At 64.3% G+C, this 20601-nt stretch carries 16 protein-coding genes, 1 pseudogene and 1 riboswitch; of the genes and pseudogenes, 11 read left to right on the forward strand and 6 right to left on the reverse strand.

Annotation, left to right across the window (positions count from 1 at the left end):
* Positions 1 to 107 precede the first annotated feature (107 nt).
* The 4 genes from IAE39_RS24225 to IAE39_RS24240 all read right to left on the reverse strand — a co-directional run bounded on the left by IAE39_RS24225 (position 108) and on the right by IAE39_RS24240 (position 5917).
* Positions 108 to 1037, reverse strand: a complete 930-nt coding sequence (locus IAE39_RS24225) for an aliphatic sulfonate ABC transporter substrate-binding protein (RefSeq protein WP_201207047.1) — start codon at positions 1035 to 1037, stop codon at positions 108 to 110.
* Between the two features lie 3 nt (positions 1038 to 1040).
* Positions 1041 to 2084, reverse strand: a complete 1044-nt coding sequence (mgrA, locus tag IAE39_RS24230) for an L-glyceraldehyde 3-phosphate reductase (protein ID WP_201207048.1) — start codon at positions 2082 to 2084, stop codon at positions 1041 to 1043.
* Complete coding sequence (locus tag IAE39_RS24235) at positions 2081 to 3415, reverse strand: LLM class flavin-dependent oxidoreductase (RefSeq protein ID WP_201207049.1); 1335 nt, start codon at positions 3413 to 3415, stop codon at positions 2081 to 2083. The genes mgrA and IAE39_RS24235 overlap by 4 nt, the downstream gene beginning before the upstream one ends.
* Positions 3416 to 3700: 285 nt before the next feature.
* On the reverse strand, positions 3701 to 5917 hold the full coding sequence (locus IAE39_RS24240) for a TonB-dependent receptor (RefSeq protein ID WP_201207050.1): 2217 nt from the start codon (positions 5915 to 5917) through the stop codon (positions 3701 to 3703).
* A 260-nt stretch (positions 5918 to 6177) separates the two neighbouring features.
* On the opposite strand from IAE39_RS24240, the gene IAE39_RS24245 reads away from it, so the two are divergent.
* The 11 genes from IAE39_RS24245 (at position 6178) to IAE39_RS24295 (ending at position 19183) form a co-directional block, all read left to right on the forward strand.
* On the forward strand, positions 6178 to 7224 hold the full coding sequence (locus IAE39_RS24245) for a LacI family DNA-binding transcriptional regulator (protein ID WP_201207051.1): 1047 nt from the start codon (positions 6178 to 6180) through the stop codon (positions 7222 to 7224).
* A gap of 92 nt (positions 7225 to 7316) precedes the next feature.
* Positions 7317 to 8207, forward strand: coding sequence for a LysR family transcriptional regulator (locus tag IAE39_RS24250; protein WP_201207052.1), 891 nt, complete (start codon positions 7317 to 7319; stop codon positions 8205 to 8207).
* A gap of 280 nt (positions 8208 to 8487) precedes the next feature.
* Positions 8488 to 9588 (forward strand): LLM class flavin-dependent oxidoreductase, encoded by a 1101-nt coding sequence (locus tag IAE39_RS24255; protein WP_201207053.1) that lies wholly within the window; start codon positions 8488 to 8490, stop codon positions 9586 to 9588.
* A 157-nt stretch (positions 9589 to 9745) separates the two neighbouring features.
* The gene (locus IAE39_RS24260) at positions 9746 to 12220 is read left to right on the forward strand and encodes a TonB-dependent receptor plug domain-containing protein (protein WP_201207054.1); all 2475 of its coding nucleotides are present in this window, start codon (positions 9746 to 9748) and stop codon (positions 12218 to 12220) included.
* A 162-nt stretch (positions 12221 to 12382) separates the two neighbouring features.
* Positions 12383 to 12605, forward strand: a riboswitch (cobalamin riboswitch).
* A 92-nt stretch (positions 12606 to 12697) separates the two neighbouring features.
* Complete coding sequence (locus IAE39_RS24265; RefSeq protein WP_201207055.1) at positions 12698 to 12886, forward strand: CbtB domain-containing protein; 189 nt, start codon at positions 12698 to 12700, stop codon at positions 12884 to 12886.
* A gap of 9 nt (positions 12887 to 12895) precedes the next feature.
* Positions 12896 to 13582 (forward strand): CbtA family protein, encoded by a 687-nt coding sequence (locus IAE39_RS24270; RefSeq protein WP_201207056.1) that lies wholly within the window; start codon positions 12896 to 12898, stop codon positions 13580 to 13582.
* Complete coding sequence (locus IAE39_RS24275; protein WP_201207057.1) at positions 13582 to 13968, forward strand: cobalamin biosynthesis protein; 387 nt, start codon at positions 13582 to 13584, stop codon at positions 13966 to 13968. Before IAE39_RS24270 ends, IAE39_RS24275 begins: the two co-directional genes overlap by 1 nt.
* Positions 13969 to 14002: 34 nt before the next feature.
* Complete coding sequence (cobM, locus tag IAE39_RS24280) at positions 14003 to 14755, forward strand: precorrin-4 C(11)-methyltransferase (RefSeq protein ID WP_201207058.1); 753 nt, start codon at positions 14003 to 14005, stop codon at positions 14753 to 14755.
* Positions 14756 to 14821: 66 nt separating this feature from the next.
* A complete protein-coding gene (locus IAE39_RS24285) occupies positions 14822 to 15064 on the forward strand; it encodes a DUF1272 domain-containing protein (protein WP_201207059.1) in 243 nt (80 codons plus the stop codon).
* 220 nt (positions 15065 to 15284) lie between these two features.
* On the forward strand, positions 15285 to 15899 hold the full coding sequence (locus IAE39_RS24290) for a response regulator transcription factor (protein ID WP_201207060.1): 615 nt from the start codon (positions 15285 to 15287) through the stop codon (positions 15897 to 15899).
* 11 nt (positions 15900 to 15910) lie between these two features.
* Positions 15911 to 19183: a transporter substrate-binding domain-containing protein gene (locus IAE39_RS24295; RefSeq protein WP_201207061.1), complete on the forward strand. Its 3273-nt coding sequence runs from the start codon at positions 15911 to 15913 to the stop codon at positions 19181 to 19183.
* On the opposite strand, the gene IAE39_RS30200 is transcribed toward IAE39_RS24295, so the two are convergent.
* Positions 19158 to 19652 (reverse strand): methyl-accepting chemotaxis protein, encoded by a 495-nt coding sequence (locus IAE39_RS30200; protein WP_371105382.1) that lies wholly within the window; start codon positions 19650 to 19652, stop codon positions 19158 to 19160. The two genes, IAE39_RS24295 and IAE39_RS30200, sit on opposite strands and share 26 nt — an antisense overlap.
* A 42-nt stretch (positions 19653 to 19694) precedes the next feature.
* A pseudogene (locus IAE39_RS30205) lies at positions 19695 to 20513 on the reverse strand (PAS domain-containing protein); the annotation flags it as partial.
* Positions 20514 to 20601 lie beyond the last annotated feature (88 nt).

The raw sequence follows: 20601 nt of genomic DNA on the forward strand, positions 1-20601 counted from the left end.
TGCATGGCACCGGCTGCGCCGGTGTTCGCGGCTAAAGCCGCTCCCACAGGGTACTCGCTGATTCAACGAGTTATGTGCGGTTCTTTGAGTGCGATCTCACTTGTTTATCATTCCCGCCGCCACACCGCCCCGGCAACCTCGACCCGCCTGGGCAGCAACTTGTTGTCAAAAAACAACTGCGCCGTACGCTGCTGCGCCGCCACCATCGCCTCACTCACCGGCAACACCGGTGACGCCGGCCGGTGGCTGAAACTGCGCCGTACCACCTCCTCCGGCAAGCCCATGAACTGCGCCAGCAGGCGAATGCTGCCGGCCTCGTCGCTGCGGGTAAGCGCCTCGGCACGGCTGATTTCCTCCAGCAACTCCCCGACAAATGCACCATTGGCCTCGACATACGGGCGCGCGCCAAGCATGAACGGCCCGATCAAGCCCAGGCCCTGGCCGTCAGCCAGCAACCGCGCCTTGCCTTCCAGGTCGATGGCCGAATAGAACGGGTCCCAGATCACCCAGGCATCCACGCTGCCGCGCTCGAATGCCGCCCGGGCGTCAGCCGGCGCCAGGTACACCGGCTGCACGTCGGCAATGCCCAGCCCTGCCTTGGCCAGGGCGCGCAGCAACAGGTTGTGTGCACTGGAGCCCTTCTGCAGGGCAATTCGCTTGCCCTTGAGTTCGCCCACGGCGGTGATCGGGCTGTCCTTGGGCACCAGAATCACTTCGGCCTGCGGCTTCGGCGGCTCGGCACCGATGTACAGCAGGTCAGCCCCCGCCGCCTGGGCGAAGATCGGTGGAATATCACCGGTAGAGCCGATATCGAGGCTGCCGATGTTCAAGGCTTCGAGCATCTGCGGCCCTGCCGGGAACTCGATCCACTCAACCCGGGTATGGGCAAAACGCTGTTCCAGCAGGCGATGCTGCTTGGCCAGAACCAGGCTGATCGAACCTTTCTGGTAGCCGATACGCAGGGCCTGTGGGTCTGCAGCCTGGGCCGTACCCATGCAACCCAGCAGCAACAGCATGGCAAGATGCAGCACGCGCATCGCTTACTCCTTCCAGTCGGTCGAGGGTTTTTCCCACAGGTTGATCCCGCCTTCGACGGCGTACTGGTCGATGGCCACCAGTTCCTCGTCGGTAAACGCCAGGTTGTCGAGCGCAGCGACGTTCTCGGTGATCTGCTCGGGCCGGCTGGCACCGATCAGCGCCGAGGTCACCCGCGGGTCGCGCAGGGTCCAGGCAAGGGCCAACTGGGCCAGGCTCTGCCCGCGCTGGCGAGCAATCTCGTTCAGTGCACGGGCACGGGCGATGTTGGCTTCGGACAAATGCTGCGGCAACAACGAACCGCCACCCGCGCGGTTGACGCGGGCGTCGGCAGGGATACCGTTCAGGTATTTGTCGCTGAGCAGGCCCTGGGCCAGCGCGGTGAACACGATCACCCCGGCGCCGACGGCCTCGGTGGTATCGAGCAGGTCGCGCTCGATCCAGCGGTTGAACAGGTTGTACGAAGGCTGGTGGATCAACAGTGGCACGTTCTGCGCTTGCAGCAGCGCCGCCATTTCGGCGGTTTTACCAGCTGAGTAGGAGGAAATGCCGATGTACAGCGCTTTGCCCTGGCGGACGATATCGGCCAGGGCAATGGCAGTTTCTTCCAGCGGCGTGTCGGCATCAAAGCGGTGTGAATAGAAGATGTCGACGTAGTCCAGCCCCAGGCGTGCCAGGCTCTGGTCGAGGCTGGCGATCAGGTACTTGCGCGAGCTACCGCCCTGCCCATACGGCCCCGGCCACATGTCCCAGCCAGCCTTGCTGGAAATGATCAGCTCGTCGCGGTAACTGCGCAGGTCTTCACGCAGCAAGCGGCCGAAGTTGCTCTCTGCGCTGCCATAGGGCGGGCCGTAATTGTTGGCCAGGTCGAAATGGTTGATGCCGGCATCGAACGCGGTGTGCAGCAAGGCGCGTTGGGTAGCGATGGGCGTGGCGTCGCCAAAGTTGTGCCACAGGCCCAGCGACAGGGCCGGCAGCACCAGGCCGCTGCGGCCGACACGGCGGTAAGGCATGCGCGCGTAGCGCCCGGGGTTGGCGGAATAACTCATGGTTGGCCTCGTTCGGCAAAGAATGGGTTGGCCGGGCGCGACAGGCCCAGGTGTTCACGCAGGGTGCGGCCTTGGTAGTGCCGACGGAACAGCCCGCGGCGTTGCAGTTCGGGCACCACCTGCTGGGCAAAATCCTCAAGACCCAGCGGCAGGTGCGGTACCAGCACATTGAAACCATCGGCCGCACCGCCTTCGAACCAGGCTTGCAGTTGGTCGACGATCTGCACCGGGGTGCCGACCAGGCTGTAGTGCCCTCGCCCACCCGCAATGCGTCGGCCCAGCTGGGCCAGGGTCAGTTGTTCGTTACCGGCCAGCTCGGTCAGCAGTTGCTGGCGACTGCGCTGGCCGTCTTCGGTGGGCGGCAAGTCCGGCAGCGGGCCATCGAGCGGGTAGCCAGAGAGGTCGAAGTTGCCGAGCATGCGCCCCAGCAGGCCGACCCCCACTCGCGGGTCGACCAGGGCCTGGAACGCCTCGTACTTGTCCTCGGCCTGCGCCTGGCTCTGCCCCACCACCACGAACACCCCGGGCATGACCTTCAGCGAGTGCTCGTCGCGACCATGGCGGGCCAGGCGGCCCTTGAGGTCGGCATAGAAGGCCTGGGCGCGGGTCAGGCTCGGCTGGGCGGTAAACACCACTTCGGCGCTTTGCGCTGCCAGCTCGCGGCCGGTTTCGGACGAGCCGGCCTGGACCAGTACCGGCCGCCCCTGTGGCGAGCGGGCTACGTTCAGGGGGCCTTTGACGCGAAAGTGTTCACCGGCATGGTCCAGGCTGCGTACGGCATGCGGGTGGTGAAACAGCCCGCTGGCTTTGTCGCGCACGAAGGCATCATCCGCCCAACTGTCCCACAAGCCCTGCACCACCTGCTGGAATTCCTGGGCTCGTGCATAGCGCTCGGCATGCGGAATATGTGCCTGGCGGCCGAAGTTGCCTGCTTCGGCGGCGGCATCGGAGGTAACCAGGTTCCAGCCGGCGCGCCCTGCCGACAGATGATCCAGCGAGGCGAACTTGCGCGCCACATGGTAGGGCTCGTTGTAGCTGGTGGTGGCCGTGGCGATCAGGCCGATGCGCTCGGTGACTGCGCTCAGTGCCGACAGCAACGTCAGCGGCTCGAAGTACACCGAGCGGGCGCTGTGGCTGGCCAATGGATCAGTAGGCGCAGCCACGCTGTCGGCGACGAACAGCGCGTCGAAGCAGGCCGCTTCGGCGATTTGTGCCGTGCGCCGATAGCTGGCGAAATCCAGCGGGTCGGCCGGCACGTCCGGGTGACGCCAGGCGGCCACGTGGTGACCGGTAGCCATGAGGAAGGCACCCAGGCTCATTTGGCGGGGCATATCGATCTCCTTTTGGGCACTATCCATGCGCATGAAACAGCACATCACTCAATGAATCAGCGGCCCCCTGTAGGCGCGGGTTCACCCGCGAAGCAGGCGACGCGGTGGATGGCACCGGCTTTGCCGGTGTTCGCGGCTAAAGCCGCTCCTACAAGGTACTGCGCCCGATGTAGGAGCGGGTTCACCCGCGAACACCGGCGTAGCCGGTGCCAGCCACCGCGGTGCATTTTTCGCGGGCACGCCCGCTCCCACACGGGCGGTCAGCCACAAGTAAGCGCCTCGGTTTCAAAAATCCTTGCGCAGTTGCACACCGAAGTAACGCCCGTCATCCCGCGGCACCGAGCGGTAGATGTAATCGCCGCCACTGGCCAGCATCTGCGCGTACGACTTGTCGCCCAGGTTCTTGCCCAACAGCGCCACGCGCCAGCCATCGTTGTAGTCGGCCAGGGCTATGCTGGCGTTCCAGATGCCATAGGCGCCCTGTACGGTGTCGGGGTTCTGGTCGAGGCTGAACTGCACCGAATCCTGCCAGCTGTAATCGCTGCTCAGTTCCACATCCAGGCCGTTATCCAGCGGGATCACATAGTCGGCGCGCAGGTAGGTCTTCCAGTCCGGAGTGAACGGCAAGCGCCCACCATCGATGTTGCAGTTCGCCGCAGCACCCACCGGGCAGTTGAAGTGGTCGACGCGGGCCTTGGTGTAGGCCGCAGCAGCCGACAGTTTCAGCCTGGAAGTCGCCTGGAAGCTGGCGTCCAGCTCCACGCCCTGGGTCTTGACCTTGCCGGCATTGACCAGCCGAGTAACCACCTGGTTGGCCACGGTGTCGTAGAAGTTGGCCTGGTAGTTGTCGTAATCGGTGTGGAACACCGCCAGGTTGGCACTCAGGCGTTGGTCCAGCGCGGTGCCTTTCAGGCCGATTTCGTAAGCGTCGGAGGTTTCCGGCTTGAGCGCTTCGGTGTCGCGCGGCTGCATGTTGAAGAACACGTTGTAGGCCGGGCCTTTGTAGCCTCGCGAGTAGGTAACGTAGCCGGTCAGGTTGTCGGTGAAGTCATACTGCAGGCCGGTGCGCCCGCTCCAGCCATCCTCGTCAACCGAGCCCGCGCTGGCCGTCGAGGGCTGGATACCGGTAACCGCCGCGGCCGAAGTGGATACGCGGCGGTGGTCGTACTCAAGGTCATCGTGCGTCCAGCGCAAGCCGAAGATGGCACGGAAATCGTCGGTGAAGTTGAAGGTGTTCTCACCGAACAAGGCGACACTGTCGTTGGTCGTGGAATAGTCGGCACGGCCGCTGTTGGCCACACCGCCGTTGACCGACAGGCGCTGGTAGGTCTCGTTGGACGTGCCGTGCATGTAGAAGGCACCCAGCACGTACTCGTTGAACTGCCCTTTCGGCGAGGTCAGGCGAAACTCCTGGCTGTACTGGTCGTAGTCTACCGTGCCTTTGTCGTGCGACGCTGTTACCGGCAGCAAGGAGCGACGGTCGCCGTCCTGGTACTGAGTGTTGTCCCAGCCGCGCCAGGCGCTGATCGAGGTCAGCGTGTAGTCACCCAGTTGCCAGTCCAGCTGCGCCGAAAGCCCTTGGTTTTCGTCTTCGACATGGGTCTTGAAGTCGCTGTTGATGTCACGGTTGTGCGCGCTTGGTGTTACCGGGCGCAGCTGGCTGGCGATGGCGGCACTGGCGCTGGTGATCACCCCGCTGGGCAGGGTGTCTTCGCCCTTCATGTAGTCGGCGATCAGGGTCAGGCGCAGGTCTTCACTGGGCTCGAATTCCAGCTTGCCGCGGGCGCCCTTGCGTTCATAGCCATTGACGTCGTGGCCGTTGGCAACGTTCTCGACGTTGCCGTCGTAGTCACCCCACAGGGTGCTCAGCGAGCCTTTCAGTTGCTCGTTCAGGCGCCCGCCGATACCAAAGCGCAGGCGGTTTTCGTCACCGCCACCAAAGTGCGAGTAGTCCACATAGCCTTGGGTTTGTTCAGGGATCGCCTTGCTGACCACGTTGAGCACACCCGCCGAGGCGTTCTTGCCGAACAAGGTGCCCTGCGGGCCACGCAGTACTTCGATGCGCTCAAGGTCGAGCAGGTCGAGGGTCGACTGGCCCGGGCGACCGAACACCACGCCATCCACCACCGTGGCCACCGTCGGCTCGACACCGGGGGATGTGGAAATGGTGCCCACGCCACGAATGAACAGTGAGGTGTCCTTGTTGGAAGCCCCGGCGCGGTAGTTGAGTGTGGGCACCTGTTGAACGATGCTGGCGACGTTGTTGCGGTTGTCGCGCTCCAGTTGCTCGCCATCGATGACCGACACCGCCACCGGTATTTCTTGCAGGGTGGCTTCGCGGCGGGTGGCGGTGACGGTTACCGCGCCCAGGGCAGTGGCTTGCGGGGCGCCCGCCTCGGCTGGCTCGGCGGCCTGCGCGGCCTGGCCGACAGCCGCCAGCAGAATGGCTGCCGCAAGGGGCCGACGTTGGGTAGCGGGAAATGGGATACGGCTTTTGTGCATGGTGCTCACTGCCTCGGGTAACCAGACCAGGCCCCTTTTTGCGGGGCCGACATGAAGTTGCTGGGGTTGTCTGGTCTCGCTCGTGCGAGTGGCAGGCGCTTGCCAACAGCGGCGCTTGTTAGCGCTAACATGAGTAAGTATCAGAGGCACCTGCTTAGCACGTCAAATACTTAAAAGTACGCTTTATATGCAATAAAGCTATTTGCCATGCAGTGTCTCGTTAGCGCTACCATCGCGCCATTTCCTCAGGAGGCAGCCCGGTGAGCCAAGCCAAGGATTCACCCCGCAAACGCCGTGGTGCAGGCCGAGTGACCTTGGCCGAGGTAGCACGCGCAGCCGAGGTTTCGGCGATCAGTGTGTCACGCTACTTCAACCAGCCAGACCAGGTATCCCCGCCTTTACGCAAGCGCATCGAGGCCGCCGTGCAGGCCTTGGGCTATGTGCCCAACCTGGTCGCCGGCGGCCTGGCTTCGGCGCGCGGGCGCATTGTCGGCATGGTGATCCCGAACATCTCCGGGCCGATCTTTGCCCAGACCATCCAGGCCTTCAGCGATACCCTCAGCCGGCATGGCTACCAACTGCTGCTGGCATCGAGCTATTTCAACGAGGCGCAAGAAGAAAGCGCCGTGCGCGCTTTTCTCGGCTGGTCCCCGGCGGCACTGGTGGTGACCAGCCACTTTCACAACCCGGCCACCGAAAAGATGCTGGCCGATGCCGATGTGCCGGTGGTGGAAATCTGGGACTACTGCCCGGACCGTGCACCTGTGCAGGTAGGCTTCCTGCACCATCAGGTAGGCGTGCAAGCATGCCGCTACCTGCTGGACAAGGGCTACCGGCGCATCGCTTTCGTGCAGAACAGTGCGCCCGGCGACCTCAGTGCCCTGGAGCGCCGCGACGGCTACATCGAGGCACTGGCTGAGCGCGGCCTGGAACCTTGGGTGTTCGTGCCCTCGGCCGACTGTGCGCCGTTCGAGGCGGGCAAGCAGGCCATGGACGCCTTGATCCGCCGTAACCCCCGGCCCGAGGCGATCATCTTCGCCAACGACAACCTGGCTGCCGGCGCCCTGCTGGCGGGCCAGCGCGCCGGCTTGCAGTTGCCTGAAGACATGGCGATCGTCGGCTTTGGCGACTACCCCTTTGCCGAGATGCTGTTGCCCAGCCTGACCACCCTGCGGCCACCCTCGCGGGCAATTGGCGAGGTGGCGGCATTGCGGGTGCTGCAGCATTTGGGTGTGGCCGCGTGCGTGGGCGAGGTGCAGCGGCTGAACCTGCTGGCGTGTGAGTTGATTGCCCGCGAAAGCGGCTGAAGCGCAAGTCAACACGGGTGCTGTGACAATTCTGGCAATGGGGATTATTCTCTACAGGTATGTCCTACCGCCCCACTATGTGAGCGCCGTATATGAAAATCGATGACATGGACGCCTTCGTGGCGGTCATCCGTTGCCAGTCGACCAACCTCGCCGCCGAGGCCTTGCAGTTGACCCAGCCGGCCATCACCCGGCGGGTGCAAAACTTCGAAGAAGACCTGGGCGCCACCCTGCTGGACCGCAACACAAAGCCGCTGAAGCCGACCCCCATGGGGTTGCGCGTGTACGAGCAGTGCAAGGCGATCCTGCGCGAGATCGACTCGCTGCGCGAACTGGTCGCCAACGACGGCGCCCCCTCCGGCACCCTGCGCCTTGGCGTGCCGCAAACCTTGGGCGACGTGGTGCTGCTCGATGCACTGGCGCAGATCCGCGAAACCTACCCGGACCTGCGTACCCAGGTCACCAGCGGCTGGGGCAGCAGCCTGATCGCGCGCATGGAGAACGGCGAGCTCGATGCGGCCGCCGCGCTGTTCCCGCCGGGCAAGATCTTCCCTGAGGGCATCGCCAGCCAGTCGCTCGCGCGCATGCCGCTGCGGGTGGTGGCCGCCAAGGGCAGCGCCGGCAAGCGCAACCTCAAACTCAAGGACTGCTACACCCGTGGCTGGGTGCTCAACCCCGATGGTTGTGGCTTTCGCGCAGGTTTGCAGCGCGCGCTGAGCGAACAGGGCTTGAGCCTGTCGATCAACCTGGAGACCTTTGGTACCGAATTGCAGTTGGGCCTGGTGGCCAATGGGCAGGGGCTTGGCCTGGTGCCGGAGCCGTTGTTGCACAGCAGCCGACATCGCGATGCGCTGGATGTGGTCAACGTGACGGACTTCAAGCCACAGGTGGATCTGTGGCTGTTCCATCCGCGGTATCTGGGGAATCTGCAGGAGCCGGTAGAACTATTCGGGCGGGTGGCCGGGCAGCAGCTTTGCGGTTGAGGGCGCTCTGCGCCCCCAGGGCTCTGTCTGACACACAACCCACAAAATACTTTTTACGCATTACAAGCAACATTATATATACCCATAAAACATAATTAGCATAGAACCACAAAGCCTTTCCCAACCCCACCCACCCCACGCTAAGGTCTACCCATCAAGACCGACCCCATACCTGGCGGAGGCCGTCTACCACCGCCCCGCCAGGCAGCCTTACCCCTGCATCTCGCAGCGCTCCTGTCGCGGCCCGACTCGCCCAACCCTACACACAGGAGCTTCACCCATGAGCCTCGAATTCATCGGCCTCATCGGCCCGCAGGAAAGCAGCGAATCCCAGGCACCGCGCGGCCCGCTGGTCGATCTGGAGTTCATCAAGGCCTTTTCCCAGGCCCAGGAATACGGCGGCTTCGACAAGGCACTGCTGGCCGTCAACACCAGCGCACCGGACTCGCTGATCCTGGCCAGCTACGTGGCCGCCCTTACCGAGCGCATTGGCCTGCTGGTGGCGCATCGCCCAGGGTTTCAGGCGCCCACCTTCGCCGCCCGCCAGTTTGCCACCCTCGACCAGTTGAGCCGTGGCCGGGCTTCAATCAACGTCATTACCGGCGGCGACAGCGGTGACCTGCAGCGCGATGGCGACTTCCTCGACAAGGATGCCCGCTATGCCCGCACCGACGAATACCTGCAGGTGCTGCGCGATACCTGGACCCGTCACGAACCGTTCGACCACCACGGCGCCCACTATCGCGTCGAAGACAACCTGACCCTGGTCAAGCCGGTACAACAGTTGCCGATCTACTTCTCCGGCGCTTCCGATGCAGCGGTCGAAGTGGCGGCCAAGCACGCCGACGTGTACATGATGTGGGGCGAACCGCTGGAGCAAGTGCGCGAGCGTATCGCCAAGGTGCGCAAGGCCGCCGCCCGCTACGGGCGCGAAAAGCACATCCGCTTCAGCCTCTCGTTGCGGCCGATCCTGGGCGCTACCGAGGCTGAGGCCTGGGGCCGTGCCGAGCGCATCCTGGCCGATGCCCAGGAACGTATCGGCATCCGCCAGGGCAACCGTCGCGAGAAGAATTTCGGCAAGAGCAATGCCGGCTCCGAACGTTTGGTGCAATTGGCCAGCCAGCGCAAGGTGCATGACACTCGGCTGTGGACGGAGATTGCGGCGTTGGGGGGCGGTGCGGGGAACTCCACCTCGTTGGTGGGCACGGCGGACCAGGTGGCCGAAGCGGCGCTGGCCTATTACGAGCTGGGCGTGAGCACCTTCCTGTTCCGCGGGTTTGACCAATTGTGTGATGCAGTCGAGTACGGGCAGGACCTGATCCCCCGCATTCGTGCGCTGGTTGACCAGCATGCAGCTGGGCACAGCGCGCGTACGGCCTAGACCTTTATCTGCTGTGCCGGCCTGTTCGCGGCTAAAGCCCCGCCTACAGCCGCGAACAGGCCGGCACAGGCAATCACCCTCCCCAACACCCCACGCCAGCCCAATCAGGGCCTGGCGCCTGATCGCCTGCGTGCTCCACCGCCGTTTTGAGGACATGATGTCTAAAACCCCTTTCATCGCCCTGCCCCTGGCCTGCCTGTTAACGCCACTCGCCGACGCAGCCACCTCCAGCGAAGCCACCCGCCTGGATACCGTCACGGTGATCTCCACCGGCCTGCGCGGCAACCAGCGTACCGTCGCCGACAGCCCGGCGCCCATCGATGTGATCAGCAGCGAACAACTGCTGCGTACCGGCCGCGCGGAATTATCCGAGGCCATTTCCAAACTGCTGCCCTCGTTCAACTTCGGCACCAACATCGCCGGTTTCCAGTCGGGTGTACGGCCCTTGAGCAACCGTAGCCTGGGCCCGGCCTATACCTTGGTGCTGGTCAACGGCAAGCGCCGCCACAACAGCGCGGTACCCGCCAGTGGCTCGACCGACAACAGCGGTGCCAATGCCGTGGACATCGACATGATTCCGGTCAGCGCGGTGTCACATATTGAAGTGCTCAAGGACAGCGCCGCCGCCCAGTACGGCTCGGACGCTGTCGCCGGGGTGATCAATATCATCCTGAAAAGCGCCAGCAGCGGCGGCCACTACGAGAGCAGCTATGGCCAGCTTTACAGCGGCCAGGGCGAAACCATCAAGCTGGCCGGTGACCAAGGCTTTACCCTGGGCGACGGCGGCTTCCTGCACCTGTCCGGCGAGGCGCGCAAACGGGGTACCGCCAACTGGATCGACAAGGCCGACCCGGGCTACCGTGCCTACTTCGAAGACGACCGCCAAGCGGCCTGGGACCACCGCGCCGTGAAAAACGGCGACCCCGACCTGCGCGCCTTCAACCTCGGCTACAACGCCGAGCTACCGATCAGCGACGACCTCAAGCTGTATTCGTTCGCCACCTACGCCGAACGCAAGCTCGAAGCGTTCAACAACTACCGCCTGCCCAACAGCAACGCCTCGATCCCCGAACTGTTCCCCGACGGCTACTTCCCGCTCAACAACATCAAGGACACCGACTACCAGTGGCTGCTCGGCGCCCGCGGCGCCGCCGGCGCCTGGGACTGGGACCTGTCCACCACCTACGGGCGCAACAAGAACCAGCAATCCAGCGACCTGACCATCAACCCCACCTACGGGCCAGCCTCGCCAACCTCGTTCGACGACCTGGCGACCTTGCAGTTTGACCAATGGGTGAACAACCTGGACATCACCCGCGCGTTCGACGGGCTGTTCGGCCTGGCAGTACCCACCCGGGTCTCGGCCGGCCTGGAGCACCGCTGGGAGCGCTTCCAGACCTTCGCCGGCGACCCGGTCGCCTACAGCGTCGGGCCCTACAGCTACCCGGCCACCCTTGCCGATGGCCGGCCCAACCCGCTGTACGCACTGGCCAACGGCCAAACCGCCGTAGGTGCCCAGGCCGCGCTGACCATCCACCCGGAAGACGAGGCCGATGTGAAGCGCAACAACTACGCCGCCTACATTGACCTTGGCCTGGACCTGAGCCCACGATGGTACCTGGGCGCCGCTGCGCGCTTCGAACACTACGATGACGAATCCGGCAACACCGCCAGCTTCAAGCTCAACTCACGCTATGAACTCAGTGACACGGTGGCCGTACGCGGCACCCTGGGCAGCGGCTTCCGCGCGCCCTCGCTGACCCAGAGCGGCTACACGGTCAGCGACAACCGCACCGCGCTCGACGCCGACGGCAACGTGGTGCCCGCCCTGCGCCGTACCGTGGCCCCTGGCAGTGCTGCCGCGCAAGCGTTCGGCGGCGACACGCTCGACCCGGAAAAATCGCGCAACGCCGGCCTCGGCCTGACCTGGCAGCCAGCACGGCGCACCAGCGTCACCCTGGATGCCTACCTGATCGACATCGACGACCGCATCCTGCTCACCGAAAACCTCTATGACCGGCAGAACGGCGCCGGGGCCATTGGCGACATCCTTGCGTCGCTGGGCCTGGCGCGCACCACCTGGATCAACTACTACACCAATGCCTTCGACACCCGCACCCGTGGTCTGGACCTGGTGGCCGATCACACCAGCGAATTCGGTGCCTGGGGCGATGTGCGCTGGACCTTGGGCTTCAACTGGAACAAGACCACTGTGCGCGGTACTCGGGGCACACCTGCTGCGCTGGCCGCAGCCGGTATCGATGTGGTCGGGCATGGCCGTGAGGGCGACCTGGTAGCCGCCACGCCAAAGACCAAATGGGTGCTGGGCAGCCAGTGGTTGCTGGGCAACTTCACTGGCACCTTGCAGACCACCCGCTACGGCAAGGTCGAGACCTGGCAGCAGAACCCCGCGCAAGACCGCAGCTTCGGCGCCAAATGGATCACCGACCTGGACCTGTCGTACCTGTTGCATGACAGCCTGACGCTTAGCCTGGGCGGTACCAACATCTTCAATGCGCGGCCGGACAAGAACGGGGTGTACAACGCCAACGGCAACCAGGCGGCGTATGGCAACCCGCCATTTCATCCCGGGGGTGGGTACTGGTACACGAAGCTGGCGTATGACTTCTGAAGCAACGGCGTTCAGCCCCTTGTAGGAGCGGGTTCACCCGCGAAGGCCGCACCGCGGTGCATGGCACAGGCTTCGCCTGTGTTCGCGGGTAAACCCGCTCCTACAGGATAGGTATTGGCACATGGTTATCAGGCAATTGACGCCACGCCCGCCCCATGCTCTCCTTATGCCTCACGTTCAGGTGCCCCCACAGGGGGTGAAACGGGAAACCGGTGCGTCGCAGGCCCTCACCCGGGCCGGACAATACCGGTGCTGCCCCCGCAACGGTAAGCGAGTGAAACGTCTGTACCACTGTGCCTTGTAGTGCGGCATGGGAAGGTGACGTTTTCCAGGAGCCCTGCTCCTCCTCGCAAGCCCGGAGACCGGCCTGGCGTTCATGAACACCCCGCGGTGGGCGGGCGCTGTTGCATTCCCCTGGGCTTCCATGCCCGGGGCTGCCGCGCTTGCCCATTGCCACAAAAAGCAGAGGAACGCGTCATGCCCGTCACCAGCACCAAGCCTCACAGCCTTGCCACCCCCGTTACCCTCAGCCAGCGCGTAGTCATCGCTGTCGGCGCCAGCCTGCTGGGCTTGTGCCTGGTGTACTTCGCCGGCTTCTCGCACATCGAGGCCGTGCACAACGCCGCCCACGACACCCGCCACAGCGCCGCCTTCCCCTGCCACTGAGTACCCCCGATGATTACGCGCATTGCCCGTACCGCGGGCTTCAGTGGGCTGCTTGCGGCCTTGTTGCTGACCTTGCTGCAAAGTTTCTGGGTCGCCCCGCTGATTCTTCAGGCGGAAACCTACGAGTCCTCGGCCCCCGCCGCCCACCACGAACATGGCAGCGAAGCGCCTGCCCATGAACACAGCGCCGAAGCCTGGTCGCCGGAAGACGGCTGGCAACGCGTACTGTCCACCACCGGTGGCAACCTGGTGGTGGCAGTCGGCTTTGCCCTGATCCTCGCCGCCCTGTACAGCCTGCGCGAGCCAAAGCGCGCCGGCACTGGCGCCTTGTGGGGCCTGGCCGGCTTCGCCGTGTTCTGCCTGGCGCCGACCCTGGGCCTGCCGCCGGAATTGCCCGGTACCGCGGCTGCCGACCTGGGGCAACGGCAGGCCTGGTGGATCGGTACCGCCAGTGCCACCGCCCTTGGCCTGGCGTTGCTGGTGTTCGCCCGCCACTGGCTGCTAAAGGCGCTGGGCGCCGTGCTGCTGGTGATCCCCCATGTGATCGGTGCACCGCAACCTGAAGTGCACGAAAGCCTGGCCCCCGAAGCACTGGAAACCCAGTTCAAGGTGGCCTCGTGGCTGACCAACGCTGCCTTCTGGCTGGCCTTGGGGCTGCTCAGCGCGTGGTTGTTCCGCCGCTCCAGCCAGGCCTGATGGCGGCCTTCTACGCCGGTTTTGGCTGCCGCCGGGGTTGCCCGGCGGACACCTTGGAAAACGTGCTGTGCCAAGCCCTGGACAACCTGGGCCTGGCACTGGCTGACCTGCGCGGGATTGCCAGCATCAGCCTGAAGGCCGACGAACCCGGCTTGCAGCAATTGGCCGAGCGCCTCGGCTTGCCCCTGGTGCTGTACCATAGCGGGCAGCTGCAAGCTTACGAGCAACTACTCAGCCACCGCTCCGCCGCCACCCATGCCCACACGGGGTGCTGGGGCGTGGCCGAGAGTGCAGCGCTGGCCCTGGCCAGCCAGCAGCCAGGCACGCCCCGGCTGCTGCTGACTCGCCAGGTTCTGGGCCCGGCGACCCTCGCCCTGGCGTGCTGAACGTTTCACCCCCTCTTTATTGCAAGGACACTCCATGACCGTCTACTTCATCGGCGCTGGCCCCGGCGACCCGGAACTGATCACGGTCAAGGGCCAACGGCTGATACGCCAGTGCCCGGTGATCATCTATGCCGGCTCGCTGGTGCCTGCCGCGGTGCTCGAAGGTCACCAGGCCGAGACGGTGATCAACAGTGCCGAGTTGCACCTGGAGCAAATCATCGCGGCCATGCACCAAGCCCACCAGCAAGGCCTGGATGTGGCCCGGGTACACAGCGGCGACCCCAGCCTGTACGGCGCGATCGGCGAGCAGATCCGCCACCTGCAGGCGCTGGGCATCGACTATCAGATCATTCCCGGGGTCACCGCCACGGCGGCCAGCGCGGCGCTGCTCGGCTGCGAACTGACCCTGCCTCAGGTCGCGCAGACGGTGATCCTCACCCGCTATGGCGACAGCTCGCCCATGCCGCCCGGCGAGCAACTGGGCGACTTGGCGCGCCATAGCAGCACGCTGGCAATTCACCTGGGGGTCAAGCATCTGTCGCGCATTGTCGACGAATTGCTGCCGCACTACGGTGCGCACTGCCCGGTGGCCGTGGTGCACCGTGCCACCTGGCCAGACCAGGACTGGGTACGCGGCACCCTCGGCAACATCGTCGAGCGCGTGGCGGCCAAGGATTTCCGCCGCACGGCGCTGATCCTGGTCGGCCACGTGCTGGGTGACACACCGTTCGCCGAATCGGCCTTGTACCGCGCTGGCCACGCGCACCTGTATCGCCCTGGCAACTGAGCATTGCCAGCCTTGTCATGGGCGTAGCAGACTCCGGTTTCCCGCCTGCGAACCGGAGCCACACCCATGCTGGAATTACGCCCCAACTGCGAATGCTGCGATACCGACTTGCCGGGTGACAGCCCAGACGCGCTGATCTGCTCCTTCGAATGTACGTTTTGCCGTACCTGTGCCGAATCCCGCTTTCAAGGCCGCTGCCCGAACTGCAGCGGCCAGTTGGCGGCCCGCCCAACGCGGGTTGGCCAGGCACTGGCCAACAACCCTGCTTCGACCCTACGGGTAAACAAAGCCCACGCCGCCTGCGCTTGACCGACCTCAAAGCCCGGACATCACCGCTTTGATAGGGTGATGTTTTCCTGTTATTTGTAGGATTTTTCAACAACAAGGCCGGGAACTATCAACACTTCTATACTCGGCATTACCAAATCTCGGGATTGGTCGTATCGTGCTGCGCTTCCGATTAACCCACTTGCAGACGTATTCCTGAGTGATCCAGGAAGCGGACCACATCCCGACAGGAGTTTTCCACATGACAACCGTGCTGATCGTCGACGACCACCCTATCGTCCGGCTTTCCCTGCGACTTCTGCTGGAGCGTGAGCGTTTCCATGTTGTCGGCGAAGTCGGCAATGGCAGCGAAGTGGCGCAGGTAGCGCGCGAACTGCGCCCGGACGTGGTCGTCCTGGACATCGGCCTGCCCGGCCTGGACGGCATGGAAGTGATCAAGCGCCTGCAATGCCTGGAGCCCGTGCCGAAGATCATGGTGCTCACCGGCCAGGCCACCGACCTCTATGTGCGGCGCTGCCTGGATGCCGGTATCGGCGCCTTCGTCACCAAGGAAGAAGACCACGAAGCGCTGCTGTTCGCCCTCAAGGCGCTGGTCAAGGGTTATTCGACCTTCCCGCAGATGTCGGTCAACAGCAACTCGCTGGAGAGCGAGCCGGTGCGCCTGGGCAGCCTTTCCAACCGCGAAATGGAAGTACTGCGGCGCCTGGCACGCGGCGAGAACAACAAGAACATCGGCACTTGCATGAACCTCAGCGCCAAGACCATCAGCACCTACCGGGGCCGCATCATGGAAAAGCTCAAGACCGAATCGCTGGTTGAAATGGTCGACCTGGCCAAACGTAACAGCGTCTACTGAGCGCTCCTGCCATGAAACGCCTGCTGGCGAGCGCCCTTTTGGCCATCGGCCTGGTCAATTCCACCGGGTTGCTGGCCAGCAGCGAACCTCGCCAACTGCTGGCCCGCTCGGCCAGCGCCGCCGCCCCCCTGACACTGTCCAACGACGACCGCCTCTGGCTGCAACAGCACCAGCACCTGATACTGGGCAGTTCACGCCCAGACTACCCGCCCTTCGAAATCAATGTCAGCCCGCGTGACTATGAGGGCTTGAGCGCCGATTACGCCGGTATCATCGGCGAGCAGCTTGGCATCGCCATCGAAGTGCGCCGCTTTGACAGCCGCCACGAAGCCATCACCGCCCTGCGTGAGGGCCGCATTGACCTGCTGGGCAGCTCCAACGCTTTCGAGGCAGCAGACGCCCAGCTCAGCCTTAGCACACCTTATGCTGACGACTTGCCTGTGATCGTCACCCGTGAAGGGCGCAGCTTGAAAAGCACGCCTGACCTCGCCGGCCTGCGCTTGGCCATGGTCGACCACTACTTGCCGGCCAGCAGCGTGCGCAGCCTGTACCCCAGGGCGCAACTGAGCCTGTACCGCTCGACCCTGGCCGGGCTTGCGGCCGTTGAACTGGGCGAGGCAGACGCTTACCTGGGCGATGCCATCAGTACCGACTTCACCATCGGCAAAAGCTTCCAGGGCACATTGAAAATCGACCACTTTTCCCCGGCTGCCCCCGAGGCCTTTGCCTTTGCGCTGGCCAGCGACAGCCTGCGCCTGCGCCAGTTGGTCGACAAGGCGCTGGCACGCATCAGCGAAAGCGAACGCCTGAACATCCTGCGCCGCTGGAGCAGCGGTAACACCAGCCTGCTGTTACAGCGCCACCTGGCCGCCCTGAGTGCCGAAGAAGAAACCTGGATCGCCGAGCATCCCACCGTCAACGTGCTGATCAACACCGCGTTGGCACCGCTGACGTTCAACGATGCCCAACACAACCCCAGCGGTATTACCCTCGACCTGCTCAAGCAGATCGGCTTGCGCACAGGGCTGCAATTCAAAGCCGTCGAAAGCACGTCGGCCTATGCCATGGTCGAACGCCTGAACCAGGGCGACGCACTGATGATTGGTGCCTTGGGCTACGGCGCCGACCGCTCGAAACAACTGCGCTACACCCGGCCGTACCTGGTCAGCCCAAGGGTACTGGTCACACGTAACGACAGTACCTCGCCCGCACAGGCCAAGGCACTGGATGGCCAGCGCATCGCCGTGGTAAAGGGTTCGCCGCAACGCGCCGTACTGCAGCAACGCTACCCGCAGGCCCGGCTGATAGAGGTGGATAACCCGCTGGGGCTGATGGAGGCCGTGGCCAATGACCGCGCCGACGTTGCCCTGAGCAGCCACATCAATGCCGCCTACTACATCAGCCATGTGTTCAAGGACCGCCTGCGCATCGCCAGCGTACTTGACGACGAGCCAGCCATCGCCGCCTTTGCTGTAGCTGCCGATCAGCCCCAGCTACAGGCGATCCTCGACAAAGCATTGCTGAGCATCCCGCCCGATGAGCTCGACCAGTTGATCAACCGCTGGCGTACCAGCACCCTGGTCAGCGACAGCCAGTGGCGCGACTACCGCACCCTGGCTTTGCAGGTACTGGTGCTGTCGGCCCTGCTGCTGGCTGGCGTGGTGTTCTGGAACAGCTACCTGCGCAAGCTGATCAACCAGCGCACCGAGGCCCAGCATGCGCTGCAGGCCCAGTTGGCGCTGAGCCGCGGTCTGCTCGAACAGCTGCGCCAGGCCAAGGACGATGCCGAACAGGCCAGCCAGACCAAAAGCACCTTCCTGGCCACCATGAGCCATGAAATCCGCACCCCGATGAATGCTGTGATCGGCCTGCTGGAGTTGGCCCTGGAAGACAGCCGTAGCGGGCGCAGCGATATCCAGACCCTGCAGACAGCCCATGATTCGGCGCTTGGCCTGCTCGAGCTGATTGGCGACATTCTCGATATTTCGCGGATCGAGTCCGGGCACATCACCCTGCAACCGACGCCCACCGACCTGCGCGAGCTGGTCCGTGCCACGCTGCGGGTATTCGAGGGTAACGCACGGGCCAAAGGGCTGCGCCTGCACGGCGAACTGCCCGCAGAGCCGGTCTGGGTGCTGGCTGACCCGCTGCGGCTCAAGCAGGTGTTGTCCAACCTGATCAGCAACGCCATCAAGTTCACCGACCGTGGCGAGGTCCAGGTCAGCCTGCTGCTGCCAAAGGTTTCCGGCCATGACACCCTGGCAATCGAACTGGACGTGCGCGACACCGGTATCGGCATCAGCCCCGCCGACCAGGCGCGCTTGTTCAGTGCCTTTGTCCAGGCCGACGGCCCAAGGGCACGCCAAGGTGCAGGCCTGGGCCTGGTCATCAGCCGTACCCTGGCCGAACTGATGGGCGGCGCCCTGAACCTGCAAAGTGTCGAGGGCGTTGGTACCCGGGTCCAGGTCAGCCTGCAACTGCCGACTTGCGCAGCCCCGGCACAAGCCGAACAGGAGCAACCGGCACATGAAAGCAGTTGCGGCCCGCTGAGCATCCTGATCGTCGATGACTACCCCGCCAACCTGCTATTGCTGGAACGGCAGCTGCATTCCCTGGGGCACCAGGTGACCCTGGCGGAAAACGGTGAAGTGGCCCTGGCTAACTGGCAAGCCACGCGCTTCGACCTGGTGATCACCGATTGCAGCATGCCGGTCATGGACGGCCACGAACTGACCCGGCGCATTCGCCAGCTGGAGGGCGAGCGCAGCCTGCCGGCCTGCCGGATTCTCGGCGTCACCGCCAACGCCCAGGCCGAGGAGCGTGCCCGCTGCCTGGCCAGCGGCATGGACGTGTGCCTGTTCAAGCCAATTGGCTTGAACACCCTCAAGGCCCACCTGCCCGCGGCCCACCCACGGCAGCCAGCGCCAGCCGCACGCCACAGCGGGTTTGATCTGGCCGAACTGCGCCACCTGACCCAGGACGACGAGCAACTGACGCGGCACCTGCTCGAGCAACTGTCGGTCAGCGTTGACGAAGACCTGGTCGCCTTGCGCGCGCTGGCAGCAGACGCGCCTGATGAGGCCGTGCGCGCCCTGGCCCACCGCATCAAGGGGGGGGCCAAGATGATTCGGGTGCGCACCGTGGTCAAGGACTGCGAAGCCATCGAACACGCCCACGCCCAGGGCTTACCGACGGTCGAGCAACGCGCATTGCTACAAGCCAGCTTGCAGGCCCTGCTGGACGAGATGCGCGATGCACTCAGTGCAATTGCAGCGTCGAACTGATCTGGCTGATGGCGTCCACCACGTGCCGTGAGCCTTGCTGGATTTCCATGATCACCGTTCCGGCCTCGTTGGCCAGCGCCACCCCGTGACCGGTGCGGTTCAGGCTTGACTGCATGCTGGCCACGGCCAGCAGCGACAAGTCGTGGTTCTGCCGCACCACATCGACAATCTCAAGGGTTGCCTTGCTGGTTCGCGCGGCCAGGTTACGCACCTCATCGGCGACCACGGCAAAGCCGCGCCCGTGCTCGCCGGCACGGGCGGCTTCGATGGCCGCATTCAGCGCCAGCAAGTTGGTCTGGTCGGCGATACCCCGAATAGTCAGCACAATCTGCCCGATCACATCCGACTGCTTGCTTACCGCATCGATGCTGCGTGCGGCGTCGTTAAGCTCCTGGGAAATCTGCTCGATGACCTGCACCGTCTGCTGCACCACCTCGGTGCCCTTGCGGGCACAGGCGTCGGTCTGCACCGAACTGGCATGGGCAGCATCGGCGGCACTTTGCTGGGTACAGACCTGGTGAGTGATGTCACTGGCGAACTTGACCACCTTGTACAGACGGCCCTTGCTGTCGAAGATCGGGTTGTAGGAGGCTTCCAGGTAGACGGTCTGGCCTTGTTTATTGACGCGCTCGAAGCGGTGCGAGTGGTATTCGCCACGGTTGAGCGAAGCCCAGAACTGGCGGTACTCGGCTGATTCACGCTCATGTGCCAGGCAGAACAGCCCATGGTGGCGACCCACCACTTCGTCGAGGCGGTAGCCCATGGTGTCGAGGAAGTTCTGGTTGGCTTTGATCACCCGCCCTTGCGGGGTGAACTCGATCACCGCCATCGAGCGGCTGATGGCCTTGAGCAGGCTTTCGCTCTCGTGTTCCAGCACCACGCGTTGGCTGATATCGGACGCCACCTTGATCACGCTGGTCACCTGCCGCTGCTCATCCAGCACCGGCATGTAGCTGGCTTCAAGCCAGACTTCACGGCCCGCCTTGTCGACGCGCTCGAACGTACCGCTGATGGCCTTGCCCTGCCCCAGCTCGCGCCACAGTTGCTGGTACTCGGCACTTTTTGCGTAGTCCGGTTCGCAGAACAGCCGGTGGTGCTTGCCGCGTAGCTCGTCGGCGCTGTAACCCATGGCCTGGCAGAAGCGCTCGTTGGCATTGAGGATGGTGCCGTCGGGGGCAAACTCGATCATGGCCATGGCGCGGCTGATGGCAGCCAGTTTGGCCTGGGCATTGGCCAAGGCCTGGTGACTGCGCTGGATCTCGACCAAATCTGACTTGCGATGGAAATCGAACATGACGCCGGGCTCCTTTATGCGCGGTTTTCTGAGCATAGATCGCCTTGCGTAAGTCGTGATTTTTGTAGCGCCGATGAGATCGAGCGCCGCCCGCGCGGCGCTTCGCGGCTAAAGCCGCTCCTAC

The sequence above is a fragment of the Pseudomonas sp. S37 genome, from assembly GCF_016658545.1.
Classification (GTDB): Bacteria; Pseudomonadota; Gammaproteobacteria; order Pseudomonadales; family Pseudomonadaceae; genus Aquipseudomonas.

Coding starts and splice junctions, on each gene's coding strand:
- IAE39_RS24240 (WP_201207050.1), bottom strand. CDS start 5,917: ATGCACAAAAGCCGTATCCCATTTCCCGCTACCCAACGTCGGCCCCTT.
- cobM (WP_201207058.1), top strand. CDS start 14,003: ATGACCGTCTACTTCATCGGCGCTGGCCCCGGCGACCCGGAACTGATC.
- IAE39_RS24275 (WP_201207057.1), top strand. CDS start 13,582: ATGGCGGCCTTCTACGCCGGTTTTGGCTGCCGCCGGGGTTGCCCGGCG.
- IAE39_RS24250 (WP_201207052.1), top strand. CDS start 7,317: ATGAAAATCGATGACATGGACGCCTTCGTGGCGGTCATCCGTTGCCAG.
- IAE39_RS24270 (WP_201207056.1), top strand. CDS start 12,896: ATGATTACGCGCATTGCCCGTACCGCGGGCTTCAGTGGGCTGCTTGCG.
- IAE39_RS24255 (WP_201207053.1), top strand. CDS start 8,488: ATGAGCCTCGAATTCATCGGCCTCATCGGCCCGCAGGAAAGCAGCGAA.
- IAE39_RS24285 (WP_201207059.1), top strand. CDS start 14,822: ATGCTGGAATTACGCCCCAACTGCGAATGCTGCGATACCGACTTGCCG.
- IAE39_RS24260 (WP_201207054.1), top strand. CDS start 9,746: ATGTCTAAAACCCCTTTCATCGCCCTGCCCCTGGCCTGCCTGTTAACG.
- mgrA (WP_201207048.1), bottom strand. CDS start 2,084: ATGAGTTATTCCGCCAACCCCGGGCGCTACGCGCGCATGCCTTACCGC.
- IAE39_RS24225 (WP_201207047.1), bottom strand. CDS start 1,037: ATGCGCGTGCTGCATCTTGCCATGCTGTTGCTGCTGGGTTGCATGGGT.
- IAE39_RS24295 (WP_201207061.1), top strand. CDS start 15,911: ATGAAACGCCTGCTGGCGAGCGCCCTTTTGGCCATCGGCCTGGTCAAT.
- IAE39_RS24290 (WP_201207060.1), top strand. CDS start 15,285: ATGACAACCGTGCTGATCGTCGACGACCACCCTATCGTCCGGCTTTCC.
- IAE39_RS24265 (WP_201207055.1), top strand. CDS start 12,698: ATGCCCGTCACCAGCACCAAGCCTCACAGCCTTGCCACCCCCGTTACC.
- IAE39_RS24235 (WP_201207049.1), bottom strand. CDS start 3,415: ATGCCCCGCCAAATGAGCCTGGGTGCCTTCCTCATGGCTACCGGTCAC.